At 71.6% G+C, this 21,927-nt stretch carries 17 protein-coding genes; 8 read left to right on the top strand and 9 right to left on the bottom strand.

What is annotated here, in order from left to right:
* The 4 genes from U8525_RS04275 to U8525_RS04260 form a co-directional block, all read right to left on the bottom strand.
* Window positions 1–1,210, bottom strand: a 1,210-nt coding sequence (locus U8525_RS04275; RefSeq protein ID WP_374261488.1) for a serine/threonine protein kinase, incomplete at its 3' end; no start/stop codon positions are given.
* Window positions 1,164–2,045, bottom strand: a complete 882-nt coding sequence (locus U8525_RS04270; RefSeq protein ID WP_374261486.1) for a DUF2381 family protein — start codon at window positions 2,043–2,045, stop codon at window positions 1,164–1,166. The genes U8525_RS04270 and U8525_RS04275, both read right to left, overlap by 47 nt.
* A 95-nt stretch (window positions 2,046–2,140) precedes the next feature.
* Window positions 2,141–2,440 carry a hypothetical protein gene (locus tag U8525_RS04265; protein WP_374261484.1) on the bottom strand — a complete coding sequence of 100 codons (300 nt, stop codon included), beginning with the start codon at window positions 2,438–2,440 and terminating at the stop codon, window positions 2,141–2,143.
* Window positions 2,437–2,943, bottom strand: a complete 507-nt coding sequence (locus U8525_RS04260; protein ID WP_374261482.1) for a hypothetical protein — start codon at window positions 2,941–2,943, stop codon at window positions 2,437–2,439. The genes U8525_RS04265 and U8525_RS04260 overlap by 4 nt, the downstream gene beginning before the upstream one ends.
* A 46-nt stretch (window positions 2,944–2,989) precedes the next feature.
* Between U8525_RS04260 and U8525_RS04255 the strand changes: the two genes are divergently transcribed.
* Window positions 2,990–3,307, top strand: coding sequence for an RtcB family protein (locus U8525_RS04255; protein ID WP_374261509.1), 318 nt, complete (start codon window positions 2,990–2,992; stop codon window positions 3,305–3,307).
* Window positions 3,308–3,364: 57 nt separating this feature from the next.
* The gene (locus U8525_RS04250; RefSeq protein ID WP_374261480.1) at window positions 3,365–4,066 is read left to right on the top strand and encodes a double zinc ribbon domain-containing protein; all 702 of its coding nucleotides are present in this window, start codon (window positions 3,365–3,367) and stop codon (window positions 4,064–4,066) included.
* Window positions 4,067–4,076: 10 nt separating this feature from the next.
* Here U8525_RS04250 and U8525_RS04245 read toward each other — a convergent pair whose 3' ends face one another.
* Window positions 4,077–4,850, bottom strand: coding sequence for a Uma2 family endonuclease (locus U8525_RS04245; protein WP_374261507.1), 774 nt, complete (start codon window positions 4,848–4,850; stop codon window positions 4,077–4,079).
* A gap of 347 nt (window positions 4,851–5,197) precedes the next feature.
* Window positions 5,198–5,515, bottom strand: a complete 318-nt coding sequence (locus tag U8525_RS04240; RefSeq protein WP_374261478.1) for a DUF3817 domain-containing protein — start codon at window positions 5,513–5,515, stop codon at window positions 5,198–5,200.
* Between the two features lie 179 nt (window positions 5,516–5,694).
* Between U8525_RS04240 and U8525_RS04235 the strand changes: the two genes are divergently transcribed.
* From U8525_RS04235 to U8525_RS04215, 5 genes are all read left to right on the top strand, one after another.
* Entirely contained in the window at window positions 5,695–6,741 is a 1,047-nt protein-coding gene (locus U8525_RS04235) for an SIS domain-containing protein (RefSeq protein ID WP_374261476.1), read from the top strand.
* A gap of 94 nt (window positions 6,742–6,835) precedes the next feature.
* Entirely contained in the window at window positions 6,836–8,014 is a 1,179-nt protein-coding gene (gene nagA / locus U8525_RS04230; RefSeq protein WP_374261474.1) for an N-acetylglucosamine-6-phosphate deacetylase, read from the top strand.
* 57 nt (window positions 8,015–8,071) lie between these two features.
* Window positions 8,072–10,108 carry a glycosyl hydrolase family 18 protein gene (locus tag U8525_RS04225; protein ID WP_374261472.1) on the top strand — a complete coding sequence of 679 codons (2,037 nt, stop codon included), beginning with the start codon at window positions 8,072–8,074 and terminating at the stop codon, window positions 10,106–10,108.
* A 256-nt stretch (window positions 10,109–10,364) separates the two neighbouring features.
* Window positions 10,365–14,027 carry a DUF3857 domain-containing protein gene (locus U8525_RS04220; protein WP_374261470.1) on the top strand — a complete coding sequence of 1,221 codons (3,663 nt, stop codon included), beginning with the start codon at window positions 10,365–10,367 and terminating at the stop codon, window positions 14,025–14,027.
* 84 nt (window positions 14,028–14,111) lie between these two features.
* On the top strand, window positions 14,112–16,409 hold the full coding sequence (locus tag U8525_RS04215) for a hypothetical protein (protein ID WP_374261468.1): 2,298 nt from the start codon (window positions 14,112–14,114) through the stop codon (window positions 16,407–16,409).
* A gap of 22 nt (window positions 16,410–16,431) precedes the next feature.
* On the opposite strand, the gene U8525_RS04210 is transcribed toward U8525_RS04215, so the two are convergent.
* Window positions 16,432–18,603 (bottom strand): bifunctional alpha,alpha-trehalose-phosphate synthase (UDP-forming)/trehalose-phosphatase, encoded by a 2,172-nt coding sequence (locus tag U8525_RS04210; protein WP_374261466.1) that lies wholly within the window; start codon window positions 18,601–18,603, stop codon window positions 16,432–16,434.
* Between the two features lie 13 nt (window positions 18,604–18,616).
* Complete coding sequence (locus U8525_RS04205) at window positions 18,617–19,759, bottom strand: hypothetical protein (protein ID WP_374261464.1); 1,143 nt, start codon at window positions 19,757–19,759, stop codon at window positions 18,617–18,619.
* Between the two features lie 413 nt (window positions 19,760–20,172).
* Here U8525_RS04205 and U8525_RS04200 point away from each other — a divergent pair, with 413 nt between their 5' ends.
* Window positions 20,173–20,577: a cupin domain-containing protein gene (locus U8525_RS04200; protein WP_374261462.1), complete on the top strand. Its 405-nt coding sequence runs from the start codon at window positions 20,173–20,175 to the stop codon at window positions 20,575–20,577.
* A 73-nt stretch (window positions 20,578–20,650) separates the two neighbouring features.
* Here U8525_RS04200 and U8525_RS04195 read toward each other — a convergent pair whose 3' ends face one another.
* Entirely contained in the window at window positions 20,651–21,925 is a 1,275-nt protein-coding gene (locus U8525_RS04195; RefSeq protein WP_374261460.1) for a low specificity L-threonine aldolase, read from the bottom strand.
* Window positions 21,926–21,927 lie beyond the last annotated feature (2 nt).

Here is a 21,927-nt window from a genome sequence, read left to right as displayed (position 1 = left end):
GCACGAGGGAGGCGACCCCCGCATCCCTCGGCACGGCGGGCTCAGCCGGACGCCCTGAGATTTCCTTGTGGACGGGCGGCGGAGGCGTGGGGCGCAGCCACACGAAGGCCCCTGCCACGGCCGCCACCACGAGGAGGGCCACCCCGGCATCCACCGCCCGGGCGCGTCTCGCGCGGCGCTCAGGAGGCGTCTCCTCATCCGTGTTGGAAGCCGGAGTCGGAGGAGGCTTCAACGAGGGGATGTGCACGGGCACGATCCACTCCGGCCCCGCCTCGCCCGCCAGGGCTTCCAACTCGCGCCGCATCACTTCCGCCGTGGATGGCCGCTGCTCAGGCTCGCGCGCGATGAAGCGCATCGCCACGTCACTGAGTCCCGCTGGCACCCGCGCGTTCAACTCCCGAGCGGGCTTGGGCACCCAGCGTCCCTCGACTGTCGCCTTCGGGGAACCGCTGGCAGGTGCCGCCGTCGTCAGCACGTCATAGAGGCAGACCCCCAGCGCGTAGACGTCATCCGTCACCTTGAATTCGTACCGCGCGCCCTTCTCGTCACCGTGCTCCTTGAAGAAGCGCGAAGCCTCGGGCGAGCGGTAACGGCGTGTGCCGGGTGGCAGAGGTGCGTCCGTCAAGTCCTCGGCGTGGGTGTAGTCGCCCGCGCTGAAGTCGAGGATGGCGGGCTCGCCGTCCTTGGCCCGCACCATGATGTTCGCGAGCTTCAGGTCGCGATGGAAGACACCGCGCCCGTGCATGTAGTCCATGGCCCCCGCGAGCTTCTCGAAGACGCGGACCACCTCCTGCGCCGTGGGGTGCATCCGCTCCACCCACTCCGCCAACGTGTACCCTTCCACGAACTTGAGGATGACGTACAACCAGCCCGTATCGATGTCCGGCCAGCGCCCATGGGCATGGATGCCGATGATGTTTGGGTGGCGAAGGTGGACGAGGCACCCCACCTCGCGCATCAACCTCGCGTCTGCCTGCTCCGCATCACCGCTCCCGGGCCGGTGCATGGCGATCTTCATCGCGCAGTGCTGGCCGCCCTTCTCCACGCGATAGACCGCACCGTATGTGCCCGCCCCCAGCAGCTTCACCACCCGCCAGCCGTCAAACAGGTAGCCGGGCGGGAGCGATGCGGGATGGTGGATGACAGTCAACATGGCAGCCCCTCTACAGCACGACACGCGGAACGAGAAGGCGACGAGTGCCTGTCTCATCCATCAATTCCAGGAGGAACACCGTCCCCGCCTTCCATGTCGCAGACGTCGCTTCAACGAGGATGGTGCCGACTTCGCCGGGCCCAATCCGGGGTTGCTTCATGCGAACGCCGAGCACCGGCACCTGTACGCCCCCCGTTGAGTTGGTGAGACGCGCTTCCGTCGGGGCCCAGGGCGTCTTGCCTGAGTTCATTACGTCTACGGACACCACTCCCCAGGCGGGTGCGCGAAGGATGAAGCCGCTCATGACACGCAGCGAAGACTGCATCTCCCTCGCTGGCTGAGACTCAATCCTGCGGGCAGCCACCCCGTTTTCGTCCAAGAGTCCCGCCAGGGTGAGCCCTGCCGGACTAGCCACTTCGCTGCGCCCTCGGAGGGAGGCAAGCTCGGCACGCACCTCTGCCAACTCCGCTTGAAGCGCGGGAATCGACTGCGCTCGGCGGAAGACTTGGACCCGACCATCGAACGCAGCCGGCTGGGTCGCGAGCACGAAGGCGGCCTGCTCGGGGCGGGCACTATCGGAGAAGCGCACCCGAAGGCCCAGCCGCTCCCCGGGGCCGAGGTCCGCCGCAGGCTCCAGCGCGAGGATGCGTTCGCCGACGTCCACGAGCCGGAACCGCTCGCGGCCCTCCAGCTCCACCGAGGCCCTGTCCAACGGCGCGTCGAAGGCAAGAACGGTGAGCGCACCCGCCGCGACGCGCAGCTCCGGCACGGGGTCCGAAGCACCGTCTGGAAGGGAGATGCGCCGCTCCTGGCGCTCGCGCGAGGCGGGGGCGGGCTGGGCAGGGGCAGCAGTCCCCAGCAGCAGGACGAGAAGGGCAGCAAGTCGCGGCAACGGAGGCTCTCCGGCGCGGCACCCTACCAGACGTGGAAACCCCCATCGTCTGGAAAGGCCGTGGAGGCCTCCATTGCAGGTGGGGCGCGGCTACCTCACCTTGCGAGTCGGGCCACCGCGAAGCCCGCGCCCGCCCCGAGTGCCACGGCCACCAGCACCGCCACCACGGGCACGCGGGCGGACTGCCGACGCAGCTCCGCGTTCTCCGCCTCCAGTCGCCGCAGCTCGCGGGCCGTGAGGACGCAGCGCTCCGTGGACAGCCAGCAGCCCTCGGACACCGCCACCGTGCGCCCGTCCTGAAGCGTCACGGTGGCGCGCGCCACGTCCAGCACCTCGCCCTCGGCGTGCGCCGGCCCTGTGAGGGCAAGGGCCAGCGCGAGCACCCAGGCCTTCACGCCTTGTCGCCCGGCTTGAGGGACTCCAGCGCGGCCACCGCCGCCGCCTTGCCGGCAATCTCCCCGGCGGCCACCTCTCCCGCGTTTCGCACGGCCTCCGCGTCCGCGTCGCCGAAGAGGAGCGCCTTCACCACGGAGAAGCCTCCGGCCGCGCCGAGGCCGATGGCCACCGCCTTCAGCAGCAGCGCCACCGTGAAGCCCTCGCCCGCGAGCAACGCGTTGGCCACCGCGCCCGCCACGGACAGCAGCACCGCCAGCGCCGCGCCCGCCCTCGCGGTGCGAAGCCACGGCCACCAGGTGCCCACGTACGGGCGCAGCACGTAGACGAGGGCCACGACGCCCAGGGAGGCGACGAGGGCCCAGTTCCGGGCTGTCACCGCGTCGAGGACGAGGCGCGCGAAGGCCTCCACGTTGGAGGGGTCCGGGGCGCCGGCCACCTGGGCGAAGGCGACAGCGGGGAGGAAGAGGGACAGGGACAGCACGACAGCGAGACGTCGAAGCATGGGCAGGGCCTTTCGTGGGTGAGTTGGGGTTAGAAGCCGAGGCGCGCTGAGCTATCTGGTGTTGCCCGTGGGCACGGGCGAGCAGAGCGCGTACAGCCTGGCGCACGGCGCGGGCCGCAAGTGGACGCGCTCGGCGGCGCGGGAGCGGGTGAGGGAGCGCTTCACGGCGGAGTCGCTGACGCGCACGTCCTTCAAGAGCCACGTGGTGTGCGAGGACCGGGACCTGCTCTTCGAGGAGGCGCCCCCGGCGTACAAGGCCATCGACCGCGTGGTGACGGACCTGGTGGAGGCGGGGCTGGTGCGGGTGGTGGCGACGCTGGCGCCGGTGCTCACGTACAAGACGCGCGGCCGCGCGGCGGAGTGAGCGGCACGGGGCTCGCACGAGGGGCGCGAAGAAGCGCTGCCCCTGGGAGTCCCGGTGATGTGGAAGGCCCTGTTGGACCTGCTCTATCCGCCCATGTGCCTGGCCTGCGCGAAGGTGCTGCCGGGCGTGGGCGCGGTGTTCTGCGAGCCATGTGACACGGCGCTGGAGCGGCTGCCGCCGGCGTGTTGCCGGACGTGCGCGGAGCCGGGTGCGTTCCCGGGGAACACCTGTCCCCGCTGCCGGACGGTGCCGCCGCCGTTCAGCCGGGCGTGGGCGCCGTTCGCGCATGAAGGTCCGGTGGCGCGGGCCATCCACAGGTTCAAGTACGAGGACCATCCGGACCTCGCGGCGCCCCTGGGGAGGCTGCTCGCGGACGAAGCGCGGCGGTTCCTGAGGACCGCGCCCGGGTGCGTGGTGGCGTTGCCGCTGCATGTGCGGCGCTTCCGGAAGCGGCAGTATGACCAGGCGCACCTGCTCGCGGGGGAGCTGGCGAAGGCCACGGGGCGGACCGCGCACGCGGGCTGGCTGGAGCGCACCCGGGAGACGCGGCGGCAGGTGGGGCTGAGTGAAGCGGAGCGCGCGGGCAACGTGAAGGGAGCATTCGTGGCGGCGCGGGCGGTGAAGGGGCAGGAGGTGTTGCTCGTGGACGACGTGTTCACCACGGGGTCCACCGCGCGAGCCGCCGCCGTCGCCCTGCGGGACGCGGGGGCCGCGCGCGTGGAGGTGCTGACACTGGCGAGGGCGTTCACCCTCGCCTGAGGTCCGGAGGTCAGCTTCGGGAGCTCTTGAGCCGGGCGAGTTCGGCTTCGAGTTCCCTGAAGCGGCGTTCGGCCTCATCCGCGCGTCGGGATTCTTCCTGGACACGCCGTTGCAGGCTCATCGTCTGGTCTTCCAGGCGTTCGATGAACTCCTCGGAGACCAGCAGCGGCGCGTTGCCCGCCCAGAAACGCACGTCCTCGCCCTCGACCTGAAGCTCGAGTCCCAGCACCTCCGAGACGTAGCGCCCGTTCCGGGGCTCCATGCGCGTATAGACACGCGCATCCGGCGTCGCCAGTCGGTAGCCCTCCAGCGTGAGCCGTCCCCCGTCGAAGATGAAGTATTCGGGGATGCCCAGGCGGGCATACCGGCTCACGTTGAACTCGGCATCCTTCTTCCGGTCGCCCCCGACGTGGAGCTCCATCACCCAGTCGAGCCCGTGTCCCTCGTGGCTGACCAACCACTTCTTCCGACGGTGGTTCTCCACGTCCAGCACGACCAGCAGGTCCGGCGCGAATCGCCGCTCCGCCGGGTAGTACACGGGCAACTCCGAGCCCACGTAGGCTTTACGTCCACGGCGTTTGAAGTAGCCCCGGAGCGCCTCGCGTGCGAGCGCCTTGGGTTCCTGATGGCTGTCCCCCTCGGGCATCGCCATCTCTTCGTACGTCACCTCTCCGGGCAGTGTTGCCACCACCCGGTCCCGCTCCTCCTGCCCCATCCGCTCCCACTCTTCCTGAGAAGGCGCCCGGGGAAAGGCGTCTCCAACCTTGTCGGTATGACGTCCCATGCCCATCAGCCTGCGTCGGGCTGGCTTTCAGGTCAATCGCCCCGCGCGGACCTTGAGCAAGCAACGCGCCAGGGAGTCCTCGGACCGCTGTCCATGTTTCGCGGCGAATGACTGCCCCACCGGCCCCCTGGCGACGAGGCGAATGCGCAGCCGCGCTGTGCCTCGCACTCCAGGATCGCGATGGAGGCGTGCTCGCGCTGCGGTGCCTTCATGTGCCGGGCGTGCATTGCGCCGGACAGCGAGCCCGCGCACTGCACGCCATCATCGGCATCGTGCTCAACGCCCTTCCATTCCCCTGGGGATGCGGATGGTCGTGCTGCCGATCATGGTCGCCCCGGGGTGGTGAATCAGCGCGGCTTCGCCGCCTCCAGCGAGAGCGCTTCGCCGCGCAACCGCGCGTCCAGCCAGAACGTCCCACCCGGAACGATCGAGGCCACGATGGCCACGGCGATCCGCTTCGCGCCCCAGCGGTATTCGATGGCCGCCATCATCAGCGTGTAGAGGTACCCCATGAACAGCAGGCCATGCGCCATGCCCACCACGCGCACGCCCAGGGGCATGTGCAGCACGTACTTCAGCGGCATGGCGATGAGCAGCAGCACCAGGAAGGACAGGCCTTCCCAGAAGGCGACAAGACGGAAACGGCCCAGGGCGGTCTTCAGCATGACGTCCTCTCTTGTCCACCCCTCCCCCGCCGTCAAGACACCTGGCGGAGCCCCCGGGCCTGCCCGCTCCATGGCCGGCCTGACATCACGACCTCCCGAGCCGCGCGCGGGATGTCGGGCGCATCACGCCTGCCGCCTTCGTCACCCCGTCCAGCCCCGGAGGCTGCTATCCCCTGCGCGTGGACCCCACCCCGCCCAACCCATCCCTCCCCGCGCTCGCGCGTGAGGCCGCCCAGGCTCCAGACGCGGCCCGACGCCAGCTCGAGCGCTGCCGCGAGACCTTCTCCTACCTGGGCGCTCGCCTGCGCCGCACGCCGCCCCGCTTCGTCGTCACCTGCGCGCGGGGCAGCTCCGACCACGCGGCCGTCTACGGCAAGTACCTCATCGAGACCACGCTGGGCCGCGCCGTCGCCTCCCTGGGCCCCAGCGTCGCGTCCGTCTACAACACGCGCTCCCTGGACCTGCGCGACGCGCTCTTCGTCGCCGTCTCCCAGTCCGGCCGGAGCCCCGACCTCCTGCGCATGACCGAGGCCGCCCGCGCGGGGGGCGCCGTCGTGCTGGGCCTCATCAACGACGAGTCCTCGCCGCTGGCCGCGCTGTGCGACGTGCACATCCCGCTGTCCGCCGGCCCCGAGCACAGCGTCGCCGCCACCAAGTCCTATCTGCTCTCCGGCCTCGCCTTCCTCCAGCTCGTCGCGCACTGGTCGGACTCCGCGGAGCTGCACGAGGCCGCCCGGCGGCTCCCGGACGCGCTGGAGGCGGCGGCCAGGCTCGACTGGTGGCCGGCGCTCGCGACGCTCAAGGATGCCACCAGCCTCTACGTCGTCGGCCGGGGCAGCGGCCTGGGCGCCGCGCTGGAGATGGCCCTCAAGCTCAAGGAGACCTGCCGCCTGCACGCCGAAGCCTTCAGCGCCGCGGAGGTCCTCCACGGTCCGCTCGAGCTCGTGCGGCCGGGCTTCCCCGTGCTCGCGCTGGGGCAGGACGACAACGCCGCGCAGGGCACTCGCGACGTCGCGCGGCGCATGGTCGAGCTGGGCGCGGACGTCCACTCCGCCCTGCCCGTCCCCGGCGCGCGAGCCTTGCCCACGCTGCCGGACCTTCCCGCGGCCCTGGCGCCGCTGTGCCATGTGCAGAGCTTCTACTTCGCGGTGCACCGGCTCGCGACGGCGCGAGGGCTGGACCCGGACGCCCCCACGCACCTGCGCAAGGTCACGGAGACCGTGTGATGCCCGCCGTCATTCAAGGCGCGCACGTCTCCGCGCGCCTCCAGCGCCTCGAAGGCCGCGCCGTCATCTTCCGCGAGCCCACGGAGCTTGAGTGATGCCCACCTCCACCATCCTTCAAGGCGCGCGCGTCTTCACCGGGGACCAGCTCCTCGAAGGCCACGCCGTCGTCCTGGAAGAAGGCACCATCCGCGCCGTCGTGCCTGCTTCCGAGCTCCCCACGGGCGCCACCGTGCACACGCTGCCCGGTGACGCGCTGCTGGCCCCCGGCTTCGTGGACGTGCAGGTCAACGGCGCCGGCGGCGTGCTCTTCAACGACGCGCCCACCGAGGAGGCCGCGCTCGCCATCGCCGCCGCCATGCGCACGTGCGGCACCACGGGCCTCCTGCCCACCTTCATCACCGACGACGCCACCCGCATGCGCGAGGCCTGCGAGGCCGCGCTCACCGCCACCGCGCGCCCCGACAGCGGCGTGCTCGGCATCCACCTGGAGGGCCCCTTCATCAGCCGCGAGCGCGCCGGCGTCCACGTGCCGTCCTTCATCCGCGCTCCCGACCCGCGCGACCTCGACTACCTCACCGCCCTGCCCCGCCGCTTCGCCGCGCACGGAGGCCGCGTGCTGATGACGCTCGCGCCCGAGTGCGTGGACGATGCCACCCTGCGCCGCCTCGCGAGCGCCGGCGTCGTGCTCAGCGCGGGCCACACCGCCGCCACCAGCGAGCGCACCACCCAGGCCCTGCGCGCCGGCGTGCGAGGCTTCACCCACCTGTTCAACGCCATGCCCCCGGTGCTGAACCGCCAGCCCGGGCCCGTCGTCGCCGCGCTCACCCATGACGACGCGTGGTGCGGCGTCATCGCGGACGGCGTGCACGTGCACGCGGACAACCTGCGCCTGCTCCTCAAGGTCAAGCCACCCGGCAAGGTGTTCCTCGTCACGGACGCGATGCCGCCCGTCGGCACGCCCGTCACGTCCTTCACCCTCCAGGGCCGCACCATCCTGCGCCGCCGCGGCCGCCTGGAGACGGAGGACGGCACGCTCGCAGGCGCGGACATCGACCTCACGGCCGCGGTGCGCCACTGCGTCCACTCGCTCGACGTGCCCCTGGAGGAAGCGCTGCGCATGGCCTCGCTCCATCCCGCCACGCTCCTCGGACTGCACGGCCACCGGGGCCGCATCGCCCCCGGGCATCGGGCGGACCTCGTGCTGTTGATGCCAGACCTTTCCGTCCATACCACCTGGGTGAACGGGCAGGCGAACTCCAGCACCCGCCATTAACCCGGAATAATGGGCGCGTGACTCCTTCCGCGTGTACCGCAGGCGAGGAGAACACGAATGCGTCGTAGCAAATGGATTGTGGGCCTGGTGGCGTCCGCGCTGACCGTCGCCGGTTGTGGCCAGGAGTCCTTCGCTCCCGAGGCCGAGGGCCCGGGCAGCGCGATGAAGGCGCCGCTGGATGCCGCATGGGCCGTGGGCGTCGCCTACTCCGTGGGCACGCGCGTCACCTACGAGGGCCGCGTCTACCAGTGCCGTCAGGCCCACACCTCCCAGGCGGACTGGACGCCGACCGCCGTGGCGGCGCTGTGGCTGGACCTGGGCCCCGCGACGGGCGGCGGCGACACCACCGCCCCCGTCGTCACCGCGTCGAGCAGCCAGACGAACGTCACCGCCCCGGGCTCCGTCACCGTCTCCGCGAGCGCCACGGACGACACCGGCGTGACGAAGCTCGAGATCCTGGAGAACGGCACCCTCGTCGCCACCGCGTCGTCCTATACGCGGAGCTTCTCCGGCTCCGGGCAGAACGGCACGTACACGTACACCGTGAAGGCCCATGACGCCGCCGGCAACGTGGGCTCGAAGAGCGTCACCGTCACCGTCGCCATCCCCTCCACCGGCGACGTCACCGCCCCGGTCGTCACCGCCAGCGCCAGCGCGTCGCGCGTCACCGCCGCGGGCTCCGTCACCGTCTCCGCGAGCGCCACGGACGACACGGGCGTAACGAAGCTCGAGATCCTGGAGAACGGCACCCTCGTCGCCACCGCGTCGTCGTTCACCCGCGCGTTCTCCACGTCCGCGCAGAACGGCACGTACACGTACACCGTGAAGGCCTACGACGCCGCGGGCAACGTGGGCTCGAAGACGCTCAGCGTCGTGGTGGAGCTGCCCGGCACGCCTCCGCCGGGCGGCAAGCGCATCGTCGGCTACTTCACCGCCTGGGGCATCTACGCGCGCAACTACCAGGTGTCCAACGTGCCGGCGTCGAAGCTCACGCACATCAACTACGCCTTCTCCAACATCTCCCCGGACGGCAAGTGCGTCCTCGGGGACTCGTTCGCGGACATCGACAAGGGCTTCGGCTTCCCCGGTGAGTGGGACCCGGGCGCGCTGCGCGGCAACTTCCGCGCGTTCCAGGAGCTGAAGAAGACGAACCCGCACCTCAAGCTGCTCATCTCCATCGGCGGCTGGTCCTGGTCCAAGTACTTCTCCCAGGTGGCCGCCACCGCCGCGGCGCGCGCCGCGTTCGTGAAGTCCTGCGTGGACCTGTACGTGAAGGGCCAGTTCCCCGGCGTCACCCCCGCCAACGGCGTGGGCGTGTTCGACGGCATCGACGTGGACTGGGAGTACCCCACCGGCGGCGGCCTGCCGGACAACATCAGCAGCCCCGCGGACAAGCAGAACTACACCCTGCTCATGCAGGAGTTCCGCGACCAGCTGTCCGCCGTCACGGCGCAGACGGGCCAGCCCTACCTGCTCACCATCGCGTCGGGCGCGTCGCCGGACCTGCTCGCCAACAAGCAGGAGTCCGTGAAGCTGGCCGGCATCCTCGATTGGATCAACGTGATGTCCTACGACTACCACGGCGCCTTCGAGAGCACGGTCAACTTCCACTCCGCGCTCGACCGCGTGACGGGCGACCCGGGCGCCAACGACGGCTTCTACACGGACGGCTCCATCTCCAAGCTGCTCCAACTGGGCGTGCCCGCGTCCAAGATCGTCGTCGGCATCCCCTTCTACGGCCGCGGCTGGGGCAACGTGCCCAACGTGAACAACGGCCTGTTCCAGGCCGGCGTCCCCACCAAGGGCACCTGGGATGACGGCCAGTCCGGCCTCACCGGCGTGTTCGACTACAAGGACCTCAAGGCCAACTTCGAGCGCGCGGGCTCCGGCTACACGAAGTTCTTCCACCCGGAGAGCAAGCAGGCCTACGTCTACAGCCCCTCCACGAAGATCTGGGTGGCCTACGACGACCCGCAGAGCATCGACGCCAAGTCGGACTACATCCTGGCCAGGGGCCTGGGGGGCGCGATGTTCTGGGAGCTGAGCGGCGATGACGGCGGCCTCGTCAACGCGCTCTACACCCGGCTCCACTGACGGCGGCCCCCAGCGACAGGGCGCCCCCAGGGCCGGCACGGGCATCCACGCCCGCGCCGGCCCTGTGCGTTTTCGCGCCCTGGCCTCCACGGGCCCACCCCGCCCCACACCGGTCCGGCATAGAGTGGGGCCCGGATGGGTTGCCTGCCCGCCGTCCGGGGCCGCATGCAGGGGAAGGCCGTGACGGGTCCGCCTGTTCACTGGCCTCATCGCCCCCTGTCTGCCCCCGGGCGCCGCCGATACTCGAGGAGAACGGATGTCGCGTTTCACATCGCTGGCCGCACTTGTCGTGCTCACCTGCCCCGTGCTGGGGCTCGCGAGGCCGAACGCGGACGACCGGGCCCGCGAGTACGCGGCCGAGGCCGTCAAGGCCGCCAACTCGCCACGCGGCGGCGCCGCCCTCCTGCGCATGCACGCGCTGGTGGATGACGTGGAGGACCTCACCCCGCTGGTGAGCACCTACCAGCAGATCGCGTCCCGCCGCGCGTCCGACCCGAACACGCGCACCACCGCGCAGCTGCTGCTCATGGACGCGGAGCGCTCGCGCGGCCGCATGGTGCGCGCCAACGAGGTGCGCCAGTGGCTGGGCTTCATCAACGACTACTACGTCGTGGGCGGCTTCGAGAACGAGGGCAAGGCCGGCTGCGACACGGACTTCGGCCCGGAGGCCGCCAACCTGGACCTCACCGCGCGCTACCCCGGCGCCAAGGGCCACGAGGCCACCTGGCGCAAGCTGTCCGTCACGTCCGCGGACGGCTACGTGGACCTGGCCACCGCGGTGCGCCCCAACAAGGAGTCCGTGGCGTACGCGCTCACCTGGCTGGAGGTGCCGCAGGACTCGCGCGTGGCGCTGGGCCTGGGCACCTCCGGCGGCTACCGCCTGTGGGTGAACGGGCAGCTCGCGTCCAAGGAGGACCGCTACAACCTGCCCCGCCCGGACCAGACGCGCGTGTCCGTGAAGCTCAAGAAGGGCCTCAACCGCGTGCTGCTGAAGGTGTGCCAGGAGTCCGGCCCGCTGGGCTTCTACCTGCGCTCGGAGTCCGCGTCCGCCCGCGCCTCGCTGCCCGCCAGGGCCCCCGCCCTGGAGCGCATGCCCGCGCCCGCGCCGCAGCCCCTGCCCACGCTGACCTCGGCGCTGCGCGCGCTGGTGGAGAAGAAGCCGGACGACGCCCAGCTGCGCGGCGACTACGCCCAGGTGCTGTCCTTCTTCCGCGCCTATGACGAGCGCGAGCACACCGCCTCCGCCGAGGCCGCGCTCGCGGCGGAGAGCGCCCCCAGCGACGCGCGCCTCCAGGTCCTGGCCGCCAACACCCAGACGGACGACCTCAACGAGCGCCGCCGCTTCCTGGAGGCCGCCCTGAAGGCGGACCCCACCTACGCCCCCGCGCGCCTGGCGCTGGCGGACCACGAGATGGACCGCGGCCACCCGGAGCGCGTGCAGCCGCTGCTCGCCCCCCTCCTGGAGGTGGAGGACGGCCGCAACGTGCCGGGCGCGCGGCTGCTGCTCGCCCGCGCGGCGGAGGCCATGGGTGAGCGCGCCCGGGCGCACGCGCTGGTGGAGGAGGCCTTCCGCCAGCAGCCGCGCGTGCCCCGCGTGGTGCGCGTGGCCGCCGCGGCGTCCCGCCAGCTGGACCGCGACCAGGAGGCCATGGACCGCATGCGCGTGGTGCTGGCGCTGCGCTACGACGACGCCAACACCCGCCGGCAGCTGGCCTCCATGCTCGCGGACGCGGGCAAGGTGGACGCCGCCGAGCGCGAGTACGCGAAGCTCACCGACCTGAACCCCTTCGACAACGGCAGCCGCGTGCGGCTGGCGGAGCTCAAGGCCGCCAACGGCGCCGTGGAGGAGGCCGCCGCCCTCTTCACGGAGGCCAAGGCCCTCTCCCCGGACGAGCCGGAGGTGTACGAGCGCGAGGGCCGCGCGCTGCTCGCCGCCGGCCAGCGCGAGCCCGCCCTGGCCGCCTTCGAGAAGTCGCTGGTGCTGCGCCCGCAGAACCCCGGCCTCAAGGAGGCCCTGCGCACCCTCAAGGGCGAGTCCGAGAGCGCCGGCACCCAGTACCTGGTGGACGCGAAGCCCCTGGCCAGGGAGGCCGAGGGCTACATGAACGAGGACGCCCTGTACCTCGTGGACAACACCTACGTGCGCGTGCAGAAGAGCGGCCTGTCCAGCCGCCTCCAGCAGGTGGTGGTGCGCGTGTACAACCAGCGCGGCGTGGACGCGTTCCGCAGCGTGCCGGTGACGTACTCGCCGGACCGCCAGGAGGTGCGCGTGCTGCGCGCCCGCGTGACCAAGCCGGACGGCTCCGTGGTGGACAGCTACGGCGACGCGGACCGCAACATCAACGAGCCCTGGACGGGCATGTACTACGACGCCCGCGCGCGCATCCTGTCGTTCCCGTCGCTCGCCGCCGGGGACACGCTGGAGCTCACCTACCGCCTGGACGACACCGCGCAGGACAACCTGCTGTCGGACTACTGGGGCGACGTGGAGAGCGTGCAGGGCGTCTACCCGAAGGTGCGCTTCCAGTACGTCGTGGACATGCCCCAGGAGCGGCCGCTGTACTGGAACAAGAGCCGCCTGGCGGGCGTGGACCAGCAGCAGGAGTCCCCCGAGTCCGGCCGCACCGTGTACCGCTTCGGCGCGAAGCACGTCTCCAAGGTGGTGCCGGAGCCGGGCATGCCGGGCTGGGCGGAGGTCGCCCAGAACCTGCACATCTCCACGTACAAGACGTGGGACCAGGTGGGCCACTACTGGTGGGGCCTGGTGCGGGACCAGCTCCAGCCCAACGCGGAGCTGAAGGCCACGGTGGACCAGGTGCTCACCGGCGTGGACCGCAAGGACCAGCTGGCCGTGGTGCGCGCCATCTACGCCTTCGTCGTCACCAACACCCGCTACGTGGCGCTGGAGTTCGGCATCCACGGCTTCAAGCCGTATCGCGTGGACCGCGTGCTCGCGCGCCGCTTCGGCGACTGCAAGGACAAGGCGAGCCTCATCCACGCCATGCTGAAGGTGGCGGGCGTGGACAGCCGGCTGGTGCTCCTGCGCATGCGCAACCTGGGCTCGCTGGACGCGGAGCCCGCGTCGCTGGCGGCCTTCAACCACGCCATCGCGTACGTGCCCAGGTTCGACCTGTACCTGGACGGCACCGCGGAGTTCCACGGCGCCAAGGAGCTGCCGAGCGCGGACCGCGTGGCCAACGTGCTGGTGGTGGACCCCAACGGGACCAGCACCTTCCTCACCACGCCGGAGGCGAAGGCGGACGACAACAAGACGACGCTGACCATGGACGTGGCGCTGCGTCCGGACGGCGGCGCGGACGTGAAGGGCGAGAGCAGCGTGTCCGGCCAGTCCGCGCCGGACTACCGCCGCGCGTACCGCCCGGAGTCCACGCGCAAGTCCACCTTCGAGCGCGCGTGGGCGCAGAGCTTCCCCGGCCTCACCGTGCGCGAGGTGAAGCTCAGCGACACCACCCGCCTGGACGACGACGTGACGCTGGGCTTCGCCATGGGCATCCCGCGCTACGCGGAGGTGCTGCCCGGCGGCAGCCTGCGCTTCCTGCCCTTCGGCACGGGGCGCACGTACCAGCAGGCCTACGCGTCGCTCGCCGAGCGCCGCTTCGACCTGGTGATGCAGAGCCCCTGGGTGAACACCTTCAAGCTGCGCTACACGCTGCCCGGTGGCTACACCGTGGCGGACATGCCGCAGGCGGTGGAGGAGACCACGAAGTTCGGCCGCGTGAAGCTCAGCTACCGCGTGGAGAACGGCGCGCTCGTCGCCGACGGCGAGGTGGCCCTCACCGTCGCGCGCATCAAGGCGGACGAGTACCCGCAGTTCCGTGAGTTCCTGGGCCGCGTGGACCGCGCCTTCGGCCGCCGCATCCTCCTCCAGGGGCCGGGGCAGAAGACGGCTTCACGGTAATCACGGACACTCCCGGCGCCTGCCCGCCGCCGAGTCGCACGGAGGGCTTGACCCGGACGCGGCCCTCCGTGCTTTAGCAGGGACATGCACCCTGCACGCGCGCTCGTCCTTGGCTGCCTGCTGGTGGCGACGGCCGCCACCGCCGCCCCCGTCGTCCAGGTCCCCGAAGGCGGCCGGGCGGTGGAGGTCATCCCCAAGGGCGTGCTGTGCGGCCCCGTGCGCGGCGGCTGGGTGCTGGGGCCGGAGGGCCGCACGCTCAAGCCGCCCACGCGCGCGGACGACACCAACCGCGCGCTGGAGCTGAAGGTCGCCGCCGACGAGACCTCCTGCGCCACGGCCACCGACACCGTGGTGGTGCTGGCCACCGGGCCCTTCCCCCGCATCGACAGCGCCGCCACCACGTTCTACCCGGACGACGGGCGCCTGGAGCTCAAGGGCCTGGGCCTGAAGAACGTGGCCATCGCCTGGTCCGGGACGCCGCGCGGCGTGGATCCGAAGACGGGCCTCCTGGACGGCCAGGACGTCTGTCTGGAGCCCAACGGCCCCAACGAGTGCGTCGTCCCGCTGACGCCCGGCCTGCCCACGGACGCGACGCTGTCGTGGGTGCCCCCCTACGGCCGCAGGGGCGCGGGCGTGACGACGTACGACGCCAACGGGCGCTTCCTGGACGACGCGTACTTCCACCTGCGCCCCGGCCGCACCGTGCTCACGCGGCCCCTGGTGCAGTCCTCCGGCGTGGACCTGTCCAAGGGCCCCGGCTACGCGGCGGTGACGCACTCGGAGGCCATCGCGTCCGTGGACTGCGGCACCGCGCGCTGCGAGGTGGCGGAGGGCGCCGTGTCCATCCGCAACGTGCCGGGGCTGAACCCCACGGTGAGCCTGCGCCTGCGGCTGGCGCCGCGCGTGTTCTTCGCGAAGGGCGACGCGCTGGAGACCTCCTTCGCGGAGACGCTGCCCGTGCTCGCGTGCCCCATCTCCGCGGTGGAGGGCACGGTGCTGCGCGACGCGGAGAACTCCGGGCTGGTGATGCGCCTGGACGCGTCCTGCGCGCACGACCCGCGCGGCCTCCTGTGGACGGTGAACGGCGCGCGCGTGCGGGTGGAGCGCGTGGTGAAGGCGCAGGACGGCACCTACGTGCTGCTGCGCACCAGCGGCACCAACGAGCCCCAGGTGACCGTCACCGCCATCACCTCGCGCGTGGACGGCACGGTGGTGGCGTCGGAGACGGCGGACACGCAGGCCGCGCCCGTCCCCCGCGCGACGCTGGAGCTGCCCGGCCACGGCACCATCGACTTCGTGCCCACCAACCGCCCGGCGGAGGTGACGGTGGCGTCCAACGGCGGCCTGGGCCGCTTCGTGCTGCGGCCGCTGAGCGGCGCCTACACCGTGACGACGCGCGAGTCCGCCACGCTCGTCCAGGGCGAGGCCACCGCGGGCGGCTTCGTGTCGCTGCGCTTCGGCTACCGGCTGCCCACGCTGCCGGCGGAGCTGGCCACGTCCGACCTCTTCCTCACCGACGAGCGCGTGCAGCGCGCGGTGCGCGAGGCCAGCGTGCCCACCAACGTGGAGAACCTGGTGGACTTCGTCTGCGCGGACAAGGAGGGCAACGACGAGAAGCTCACGCCCAGCCGCCCGCACCGGGTGGACTACGCCATGCGCAACACCTGCCGCGTCATCATCCACCGCGAGCGCCTCACGCCGGAGGAGGGCAACCAGGAGATCACCCTGCGCGTCACCGTGACGAAGTCGGACGGCTCCACGCGGGGCGAGAGCGGCGTGGACCAGCGCCTGTTCCTGCGCCCCAAGGGGGAGATGCGCGTCATCCCCGTGCAGGGCAACCTGGGCCAGTACGACCGCATCCTCGTGCAGGTGGCGCACGTCGCGGACGAGTCCCGCTACGCCCTCTCCACGGTGGACCGCACGGGCCTGCCGTCCGCGCAGTGGACCGCCATCGTGCGCGGCGGCATGTTCCGCCTCTACACCATGGCCACCATCCCCGCGGGCCTCTACCGCGCGACGCAGCCCTCGGGACAGCTGGCCATCAACTTCGGCGTGCTGTCGCGCCTGGCCCTGCTCAACAACGAGGGCCAGGAGCGCCTCCTGGGCATCGAGCTGGGGCTGATGGGCCTGGGCCTGGTGCCGCAGTCGGGGGAGATCCAGTTCCCGCCCACGCTCGCGGCCGTGCTGGGCCTGGGCCTGCGCGTGCCCATCGGCCCGGGCGCGGCGGTGGGGGCGCAGGCGTGGATCGCCCGCGAGTTCCGGGGCGACATCACCCGGCGCACCAGCGGAGACCCCTCCACCGACACCGTGGTGCCGTCCAGCAAGTGGTCCTTCATCTTCGGGCCCAGCATCTCCGTGGGCAACGTGGGCTTCAACCTCTGAAGCCCACGCCGCGCCCCCGCGGCTACCTCCCGAGCAGCCCCCTCAGGAACCGCCGCACCTCCGGCGGCCCCTCCACGCGCCAGGCCGCGCGCGTGTGCTTGTTGCCCGCGTGCACGGTGATGCCGCCCGGGGGCACCGCCGCGAAGAGGTCCTCGTCGGTGACGTCGTCGCCCAGGGCCACCACCTGCACGTCCGGCGCCTCCTCCTTCAGCACCTCCGGCACCACGCGGCCCTTGTCGACGCCCCGGGGCCGCACCTCCACCACCCGGTCGCCGGGCAGGATGTGCATGGGCTCCTGGGAGAACTTCTCGAAGAGCAGCAGGCGCAGCTCGCGCGCCTGGAGCGCGCCGAACTCCGCGTCCACCTTGCGGTAGTGCCACGCGAGCGACGCCGTCTTCTCCTCCACGAACGAGCCCGTCACCCGCGCCGCGAACGCCTCCAGCACGGGCCGCACCTTCGACTTCCACTCGAAGGACACGCCCGGCAGCGCCCGCCACGGCTGGCCGCGCCGCATGCGCGACCACAGGCCGTGCTCCGCGTGCAGCCCCACGGGCAGCTCCCCGAACCACGCCTCCAGGGTCTCGCGCGGGCGGCCGCTCACGATGTGCACGGCCAGGTCCGGCCGGGCGCTCAGCTCCCGCAGCAGCGCCAGGAGGTCCGCGTCCGGCGCGGCCGCCTCCGGCGTGGGCGCGAAGCCCACGAGCGTGCCGTCGTAGTCCAGGAACAGCACCTTGCGCCCCGCGCCCTTGAGCTTGTCCAGGGCGGCCATGCCGTCCGGCAGCGGCGGCCGCTCCGCCACGGAGGGCAGGCCCTGGAGCCGGTCCAGGAAGCTGGACACCCACCAGTGCACGTCCCGCGTCTTCACGCCCGCGCGCAGGGAGCGCATGCGCTCCTGGCGCTCCGGCTGGGGCATCTCGAGCGCCTGCTCGATGGCGTCCGCCATGCCCTCCACGTCGTAGGGGTTCACCAGCAGCGCGTCGCGCATCTCCGACGCGGCGCCCGCGAACTCGCTGAGCACGAGCACGCCGTCCTCGTCCGGGCGGGCCGCGCAGAACTCCTTGGCCACCAGGTTCATGCCGTCGCGCACGGGCGTCACCAGCATCACGTCCGCGCCGCGGTAGAGGCTCACCAGCTGCTTCTCGTTGAGCGAGCGGTAGAGGTAGTGCACGGGCGTGCTGTGCACGGTGCCGTAGAGGCCGTTGATGCGGCCCACCAGCTCGTCCACCGTCTCGCGGTATTCTGCGTAGGCCTGCACCTGCGTGCGGCTGGGCACGGCCACCTGGATGAAGCGCAGGTGCCCGCGCAGCGACGGGTCGCGCTCCAGCACGCGCTGCACCGCCAGCAGGCGCCGGGGGATGCCCTTGGTGTAGTCCAGCCGGTCGATGCCCACGAGCAGCCGCTCGCCGCGGGAGCGCTCTTGCAGCGTCTTCACCTCGTCCAGCACGCCGGGCTCCTGCGCCAGCGTCTCGAAGGCGGTGGCGTCGATGCCCATGGGGAACGCGCCCACGCGCACCTCGCGCCCCTGGAAGAGGACCCGGTCGATGTCCGTGTCCAGCCCCAGGTGCCTGAGCAGCGTGCCGGAGAAGTGCCGCACGTAGCTCACCGCGTGGAAGCCGATGAGGTCCGCGCCCAGCAGGCCCCGGAGCAGCTCGCCGCGGCGGGGCAGCGTGCTGAAGATTTCAGACGACGGGAACGGGATGTGGTGGAAGTAGCCGATGCGCGCGTGCGGCAGGCGCTGGCGCAGCATCCCGGGCACCAGCATGAGCTGGTAGTCGTGCACCCAGATGGTGTCGCCCGGCTGGTAGTGCTTCGCGGCCAGGTCGGCGAAGCGCTCGTTCGCCTTGCGGTAGGCGTCCCAGTCCCGGTCCTGCCGGGGGACGCGGTCCAGCATGTAGTGACACAGCGGCCAGAGCACGCGGTTGGAGTAGCCCTCGTAGAAGCGGCTGACCTCGCTGGCGGACAGGTACAGCGGCACGCAGCGCATGTCCGCCAGCTGCTTCTCCACCTGTGAGCGCTGGGCCTCCGTCAGCCGGGAGACATCCCCGGGCCAGCCGATCCACATGCCTCCGGAGCGCTCGTGCGGGCGGCTGAGCCCGGTGGCGAGCCCCCCGGCGCTGCGCACCACGGAGACAGAATCCTTCTCCGCCTTGACCGTGACGGGAAGACGGTTCGAAACGAGCAGGAGTCGAGCCATAGACCCACTAGCTCTATTCACCTCCTCCGGGAATGGCTACCACCTTGTGCGCCTGGCTGACGTTTGAGGGCCCCTGGCCCGCCCGCGCCCAACCGAGCCGGACCAGCAGCGCGGGCTCCTTCCCGGCCTTCCACACGAACGCGTCCAGCACGTAGTGCGTGGCCTGCGGCAGCGCAAGCAGCGGCACCACGAGCGCCAGCACATCCGCCTCCAGGACGGGGCCCCTGTCGCCGAACAACACCGCGCGGTCGTGCCACACCAGCACGTCCCACAACCCCTCCTCCAGCAGCGCCAGTCCCGCGAGGAACAGCAGGAAGCCGGGCAGCCCCGCGCGCAGGAGCACGCCCATCCCGCGGGAGCCCCCTTCCGCGTGGCGGCCGCGCGCGTAGCGGAACAGGAGCGCGAAGTACGGCACGCCGTGCAGCACCACGTTCATCACCGTGAACGCGAAGTCATCCCGCGCGAGCACGATGCCGCCGAACCACGCCACCCACGTGGCCACCACCAGCAGCACCTTGCCGGCCTGCACGCCCTCGCCCCGCGCGACGCGCAGGAGCTGGAAGCCCGCCCACAGCGTGAGCACCGCCGCGTGCGCGCCCAGCGCCACGGTGCCCAGCCACGACGGCAGGCCCGCGATGAAGTCGTTCTCCACGAACCACCAGAACGCGCGGGGCAGGTTCGCGTGCCACCAGACGACGGGGCCCAGCGTGGCGGCGTAGACGGCCGCGGCGTCCAGGCGCCGCTCGAAGGCGGACGCGCGCGCCTTGCGGTCGTAGAGCGCCACCCAGCCGTACTGCTGGCGGACGAAGTGGAACAGCGCCACGTAGGCGAACAGGCTCCAGAACGCGCCCGGCGACACCATGTACGCGAAGACACCCGCCGCGTAGGCGGCGAGCGGAGCGCCCACGTAGAGGCCCGGGCGGCGCGACACCTCCTCGCCGTCCAGGTATGTGCGGAACAGCGTGGACCAGACGTGCGCCACGTCCACGCCCACCACGAACAGCAGCCACGCCCACGCGGGCGTATCCCCCACCGCCCCCAGCCACGGCGCGGCCAGCACGAAGGCCACGGACACGAGCGCGCTGCCGGCGAACACGGTGAGGTCCACGCCAGGGCCGAACAGCCAGGCCTGCGCGGGCGAGAGGAGGCGGGGCATCAGGCCGGGGAGCCTACCAGTTGGACCTCCCCCCGCGGCCCGAGCACCGGCGCGCCCCGGGCAGCGCGCCCTCCATGAGTGAGGCGCGGACGCGCTGGGGGTGCGCATGGCGGCGCCAGGCCCTCGCGCTCGAAGCCAGGGGCGCGGCGACGCGCCCTCCCCTGTGGGTTTCCACGCGGGTCATCCATCACCGGTCGCTTTTCTGCCTGATCAGAAAATGCGGTCGGGAGCGGCCCCCACGAACAGCCGTCGCGGAATCTTCCTGAGACAAAGGTATGGCTCAAAGACAACAACCTGACACGTGTGACTAACTTGCAAGGATTTCCATCTTGGGCGTTATCATGGCTGTAGACACACCCGACGCAGGGCCAACCGTGGAGGCTTTCATGTCCGGAATGGCGATGATGGATGGAATGGTTCACACCGCGGACCTCGAGTGGAAGCCGCTCGGTCCTGGAACCTCCTACCGCCTGCTGCGGGTGAGCGCGGAGACGGGCGTGTGGAGCGCCATCCTGAAGATGGAGAAGGGCGCTGTCTTCGCCCCGCACAAGCACCTGGGCCCGGCGGAGATCTTCATCCTCTCCGGCTCCACGCAGGACCGCCTGGGCATCACCCGCACGGGGGACTACGAGTTCGAGCCGCTGGGCGCCGAGCACCCGGCCACCACCGCGCTGGAGGAGTCGCTCATCCACTTCACCGCGCACGGCCCCATCGCGTTCCACGACGACAAGGGCCGCATCGTGATGCTGCTGGACTCGGAGTTCTTCCTGAAGGCGCAGGCGCAGGAGCCGCAGTACAGCATCAAGAAGGCGGCCTGACGCAGCACCCGCCGTGTTGTGTTTCACACGTCGGGTGTCTGACATTGACACCCGACGTCAGGGCGGCCAGGGCTCAGGCCGCCTCCAGCAGGCGCAGGAAGGCGCGGGCCGCGTCCGCGTCGCTGATGGCCTGGAGCCCCTCGCTCACCTGCAGCTCCGTGGACACGACGCCGGGCACGCGCGTCTGCCCGAAGCCCTCCGCCACCCAGACGTGGTCCTCGCGCGCGATGCGGTCGCGCTGGCGGCTGTAGGCCTGGGGTGAGCCGCGCAGGAACACATGGAACATGTTCGTCTGCACCGGCTGCGGCAGCACGGTGACGCGCGGATCCGCCGCGATGAGCGCGGTGAGCGCCTTCGCGCGCTTCACGTGGCCGGGGATGGCGGCCAGCGCCGCGTCGAGGCGCATGGCGGCGGAGGCCACCAGCGGGGCCAGGTGGAACACGTTGCCGCCGTGCCGGTGACGCCACACGCGCGCCTCCTGGATGAACTCGCGGTTGCCCGCCAGCACCGCGCCGCCAATGCCGCCCACCATCTTGTAGAGGGACACGTAGACGGAGTCGAAGCCCTTGCAGATGTCCGCGTAGGAGCGGCCGTAGAAGGGCTGGCTCTCCCACAGCCGCGCGCCGTCCATGTGCAGCTTCACCTTCCTGTCGCGGCAGGCGCGCTTGAGCTCCTGGAGCTGCTCCCACGTCTGGAGCTGGCCGCCCAGCCAGCGCACCGGCAGCTCCACGCTGACGGAGCCCAGCGTGTCGCGGGCGAGGGCCACGTCCTCCGCCAGCAGGGGCCGCGTCCACGGGCACAGGTACACCGCGCGCAGCTGGTGCAGCACGGAGTACGCGTCGTCCTCGTGCAGCACGTGGTGCGACGACGGGTGCACGCCCACCGTGCGCACGCTGCTCGAGTCCGCGTAGATGCGCAGCGCGATGAGCTGCGCCATGGTGCCCGTGGGCATGAAGCACGCGTCCTCGAAGCCCAGCAGGTCCGCGAGCTTCTTCTCGAAGGCCTGCACGAAGTCGCCGTTGCCGTAGATGTCGCTGGACAGCTTCTGGCGCTGCATCCACTCGCCGATGCGGAGGTACTCCGCGCCGTCGTCGGACGAGAAGGTGACGGGCAGGGACGCGGTGCAGCCCCTTCGCAGCTGCGTGAGCGCCTCCCGCGACCCCGGCTTGGGGGCCGCGGCGCTCGCGTTCGCCGCGGGGACGCCCACGAGCCCCGGCGACTTGACGGTGCGCAGGGACGGCGTGCCCCCGTCCGGAGCCGCCTCGCCGCGCCCGGGGAACAGCGTGGAGCCCCCGAGCAGGCTGGTGAGCGCGAGGAACTCCGCGCGGCTGAAGCGACTGTCCTTCATGT

This window comes from Corallococcus sp. RDP092CA (assembly GCF_041903675.1).
Lineage (GTDB): Bacteria > Myxococcota > Myxococcia > Myxococcales > Myxococcaceae > Corallococcus.
Note: the sequence above shows the minus strand (reverse complement) of the source record. Positions and strands in the feature narration are given on the sequence as shown.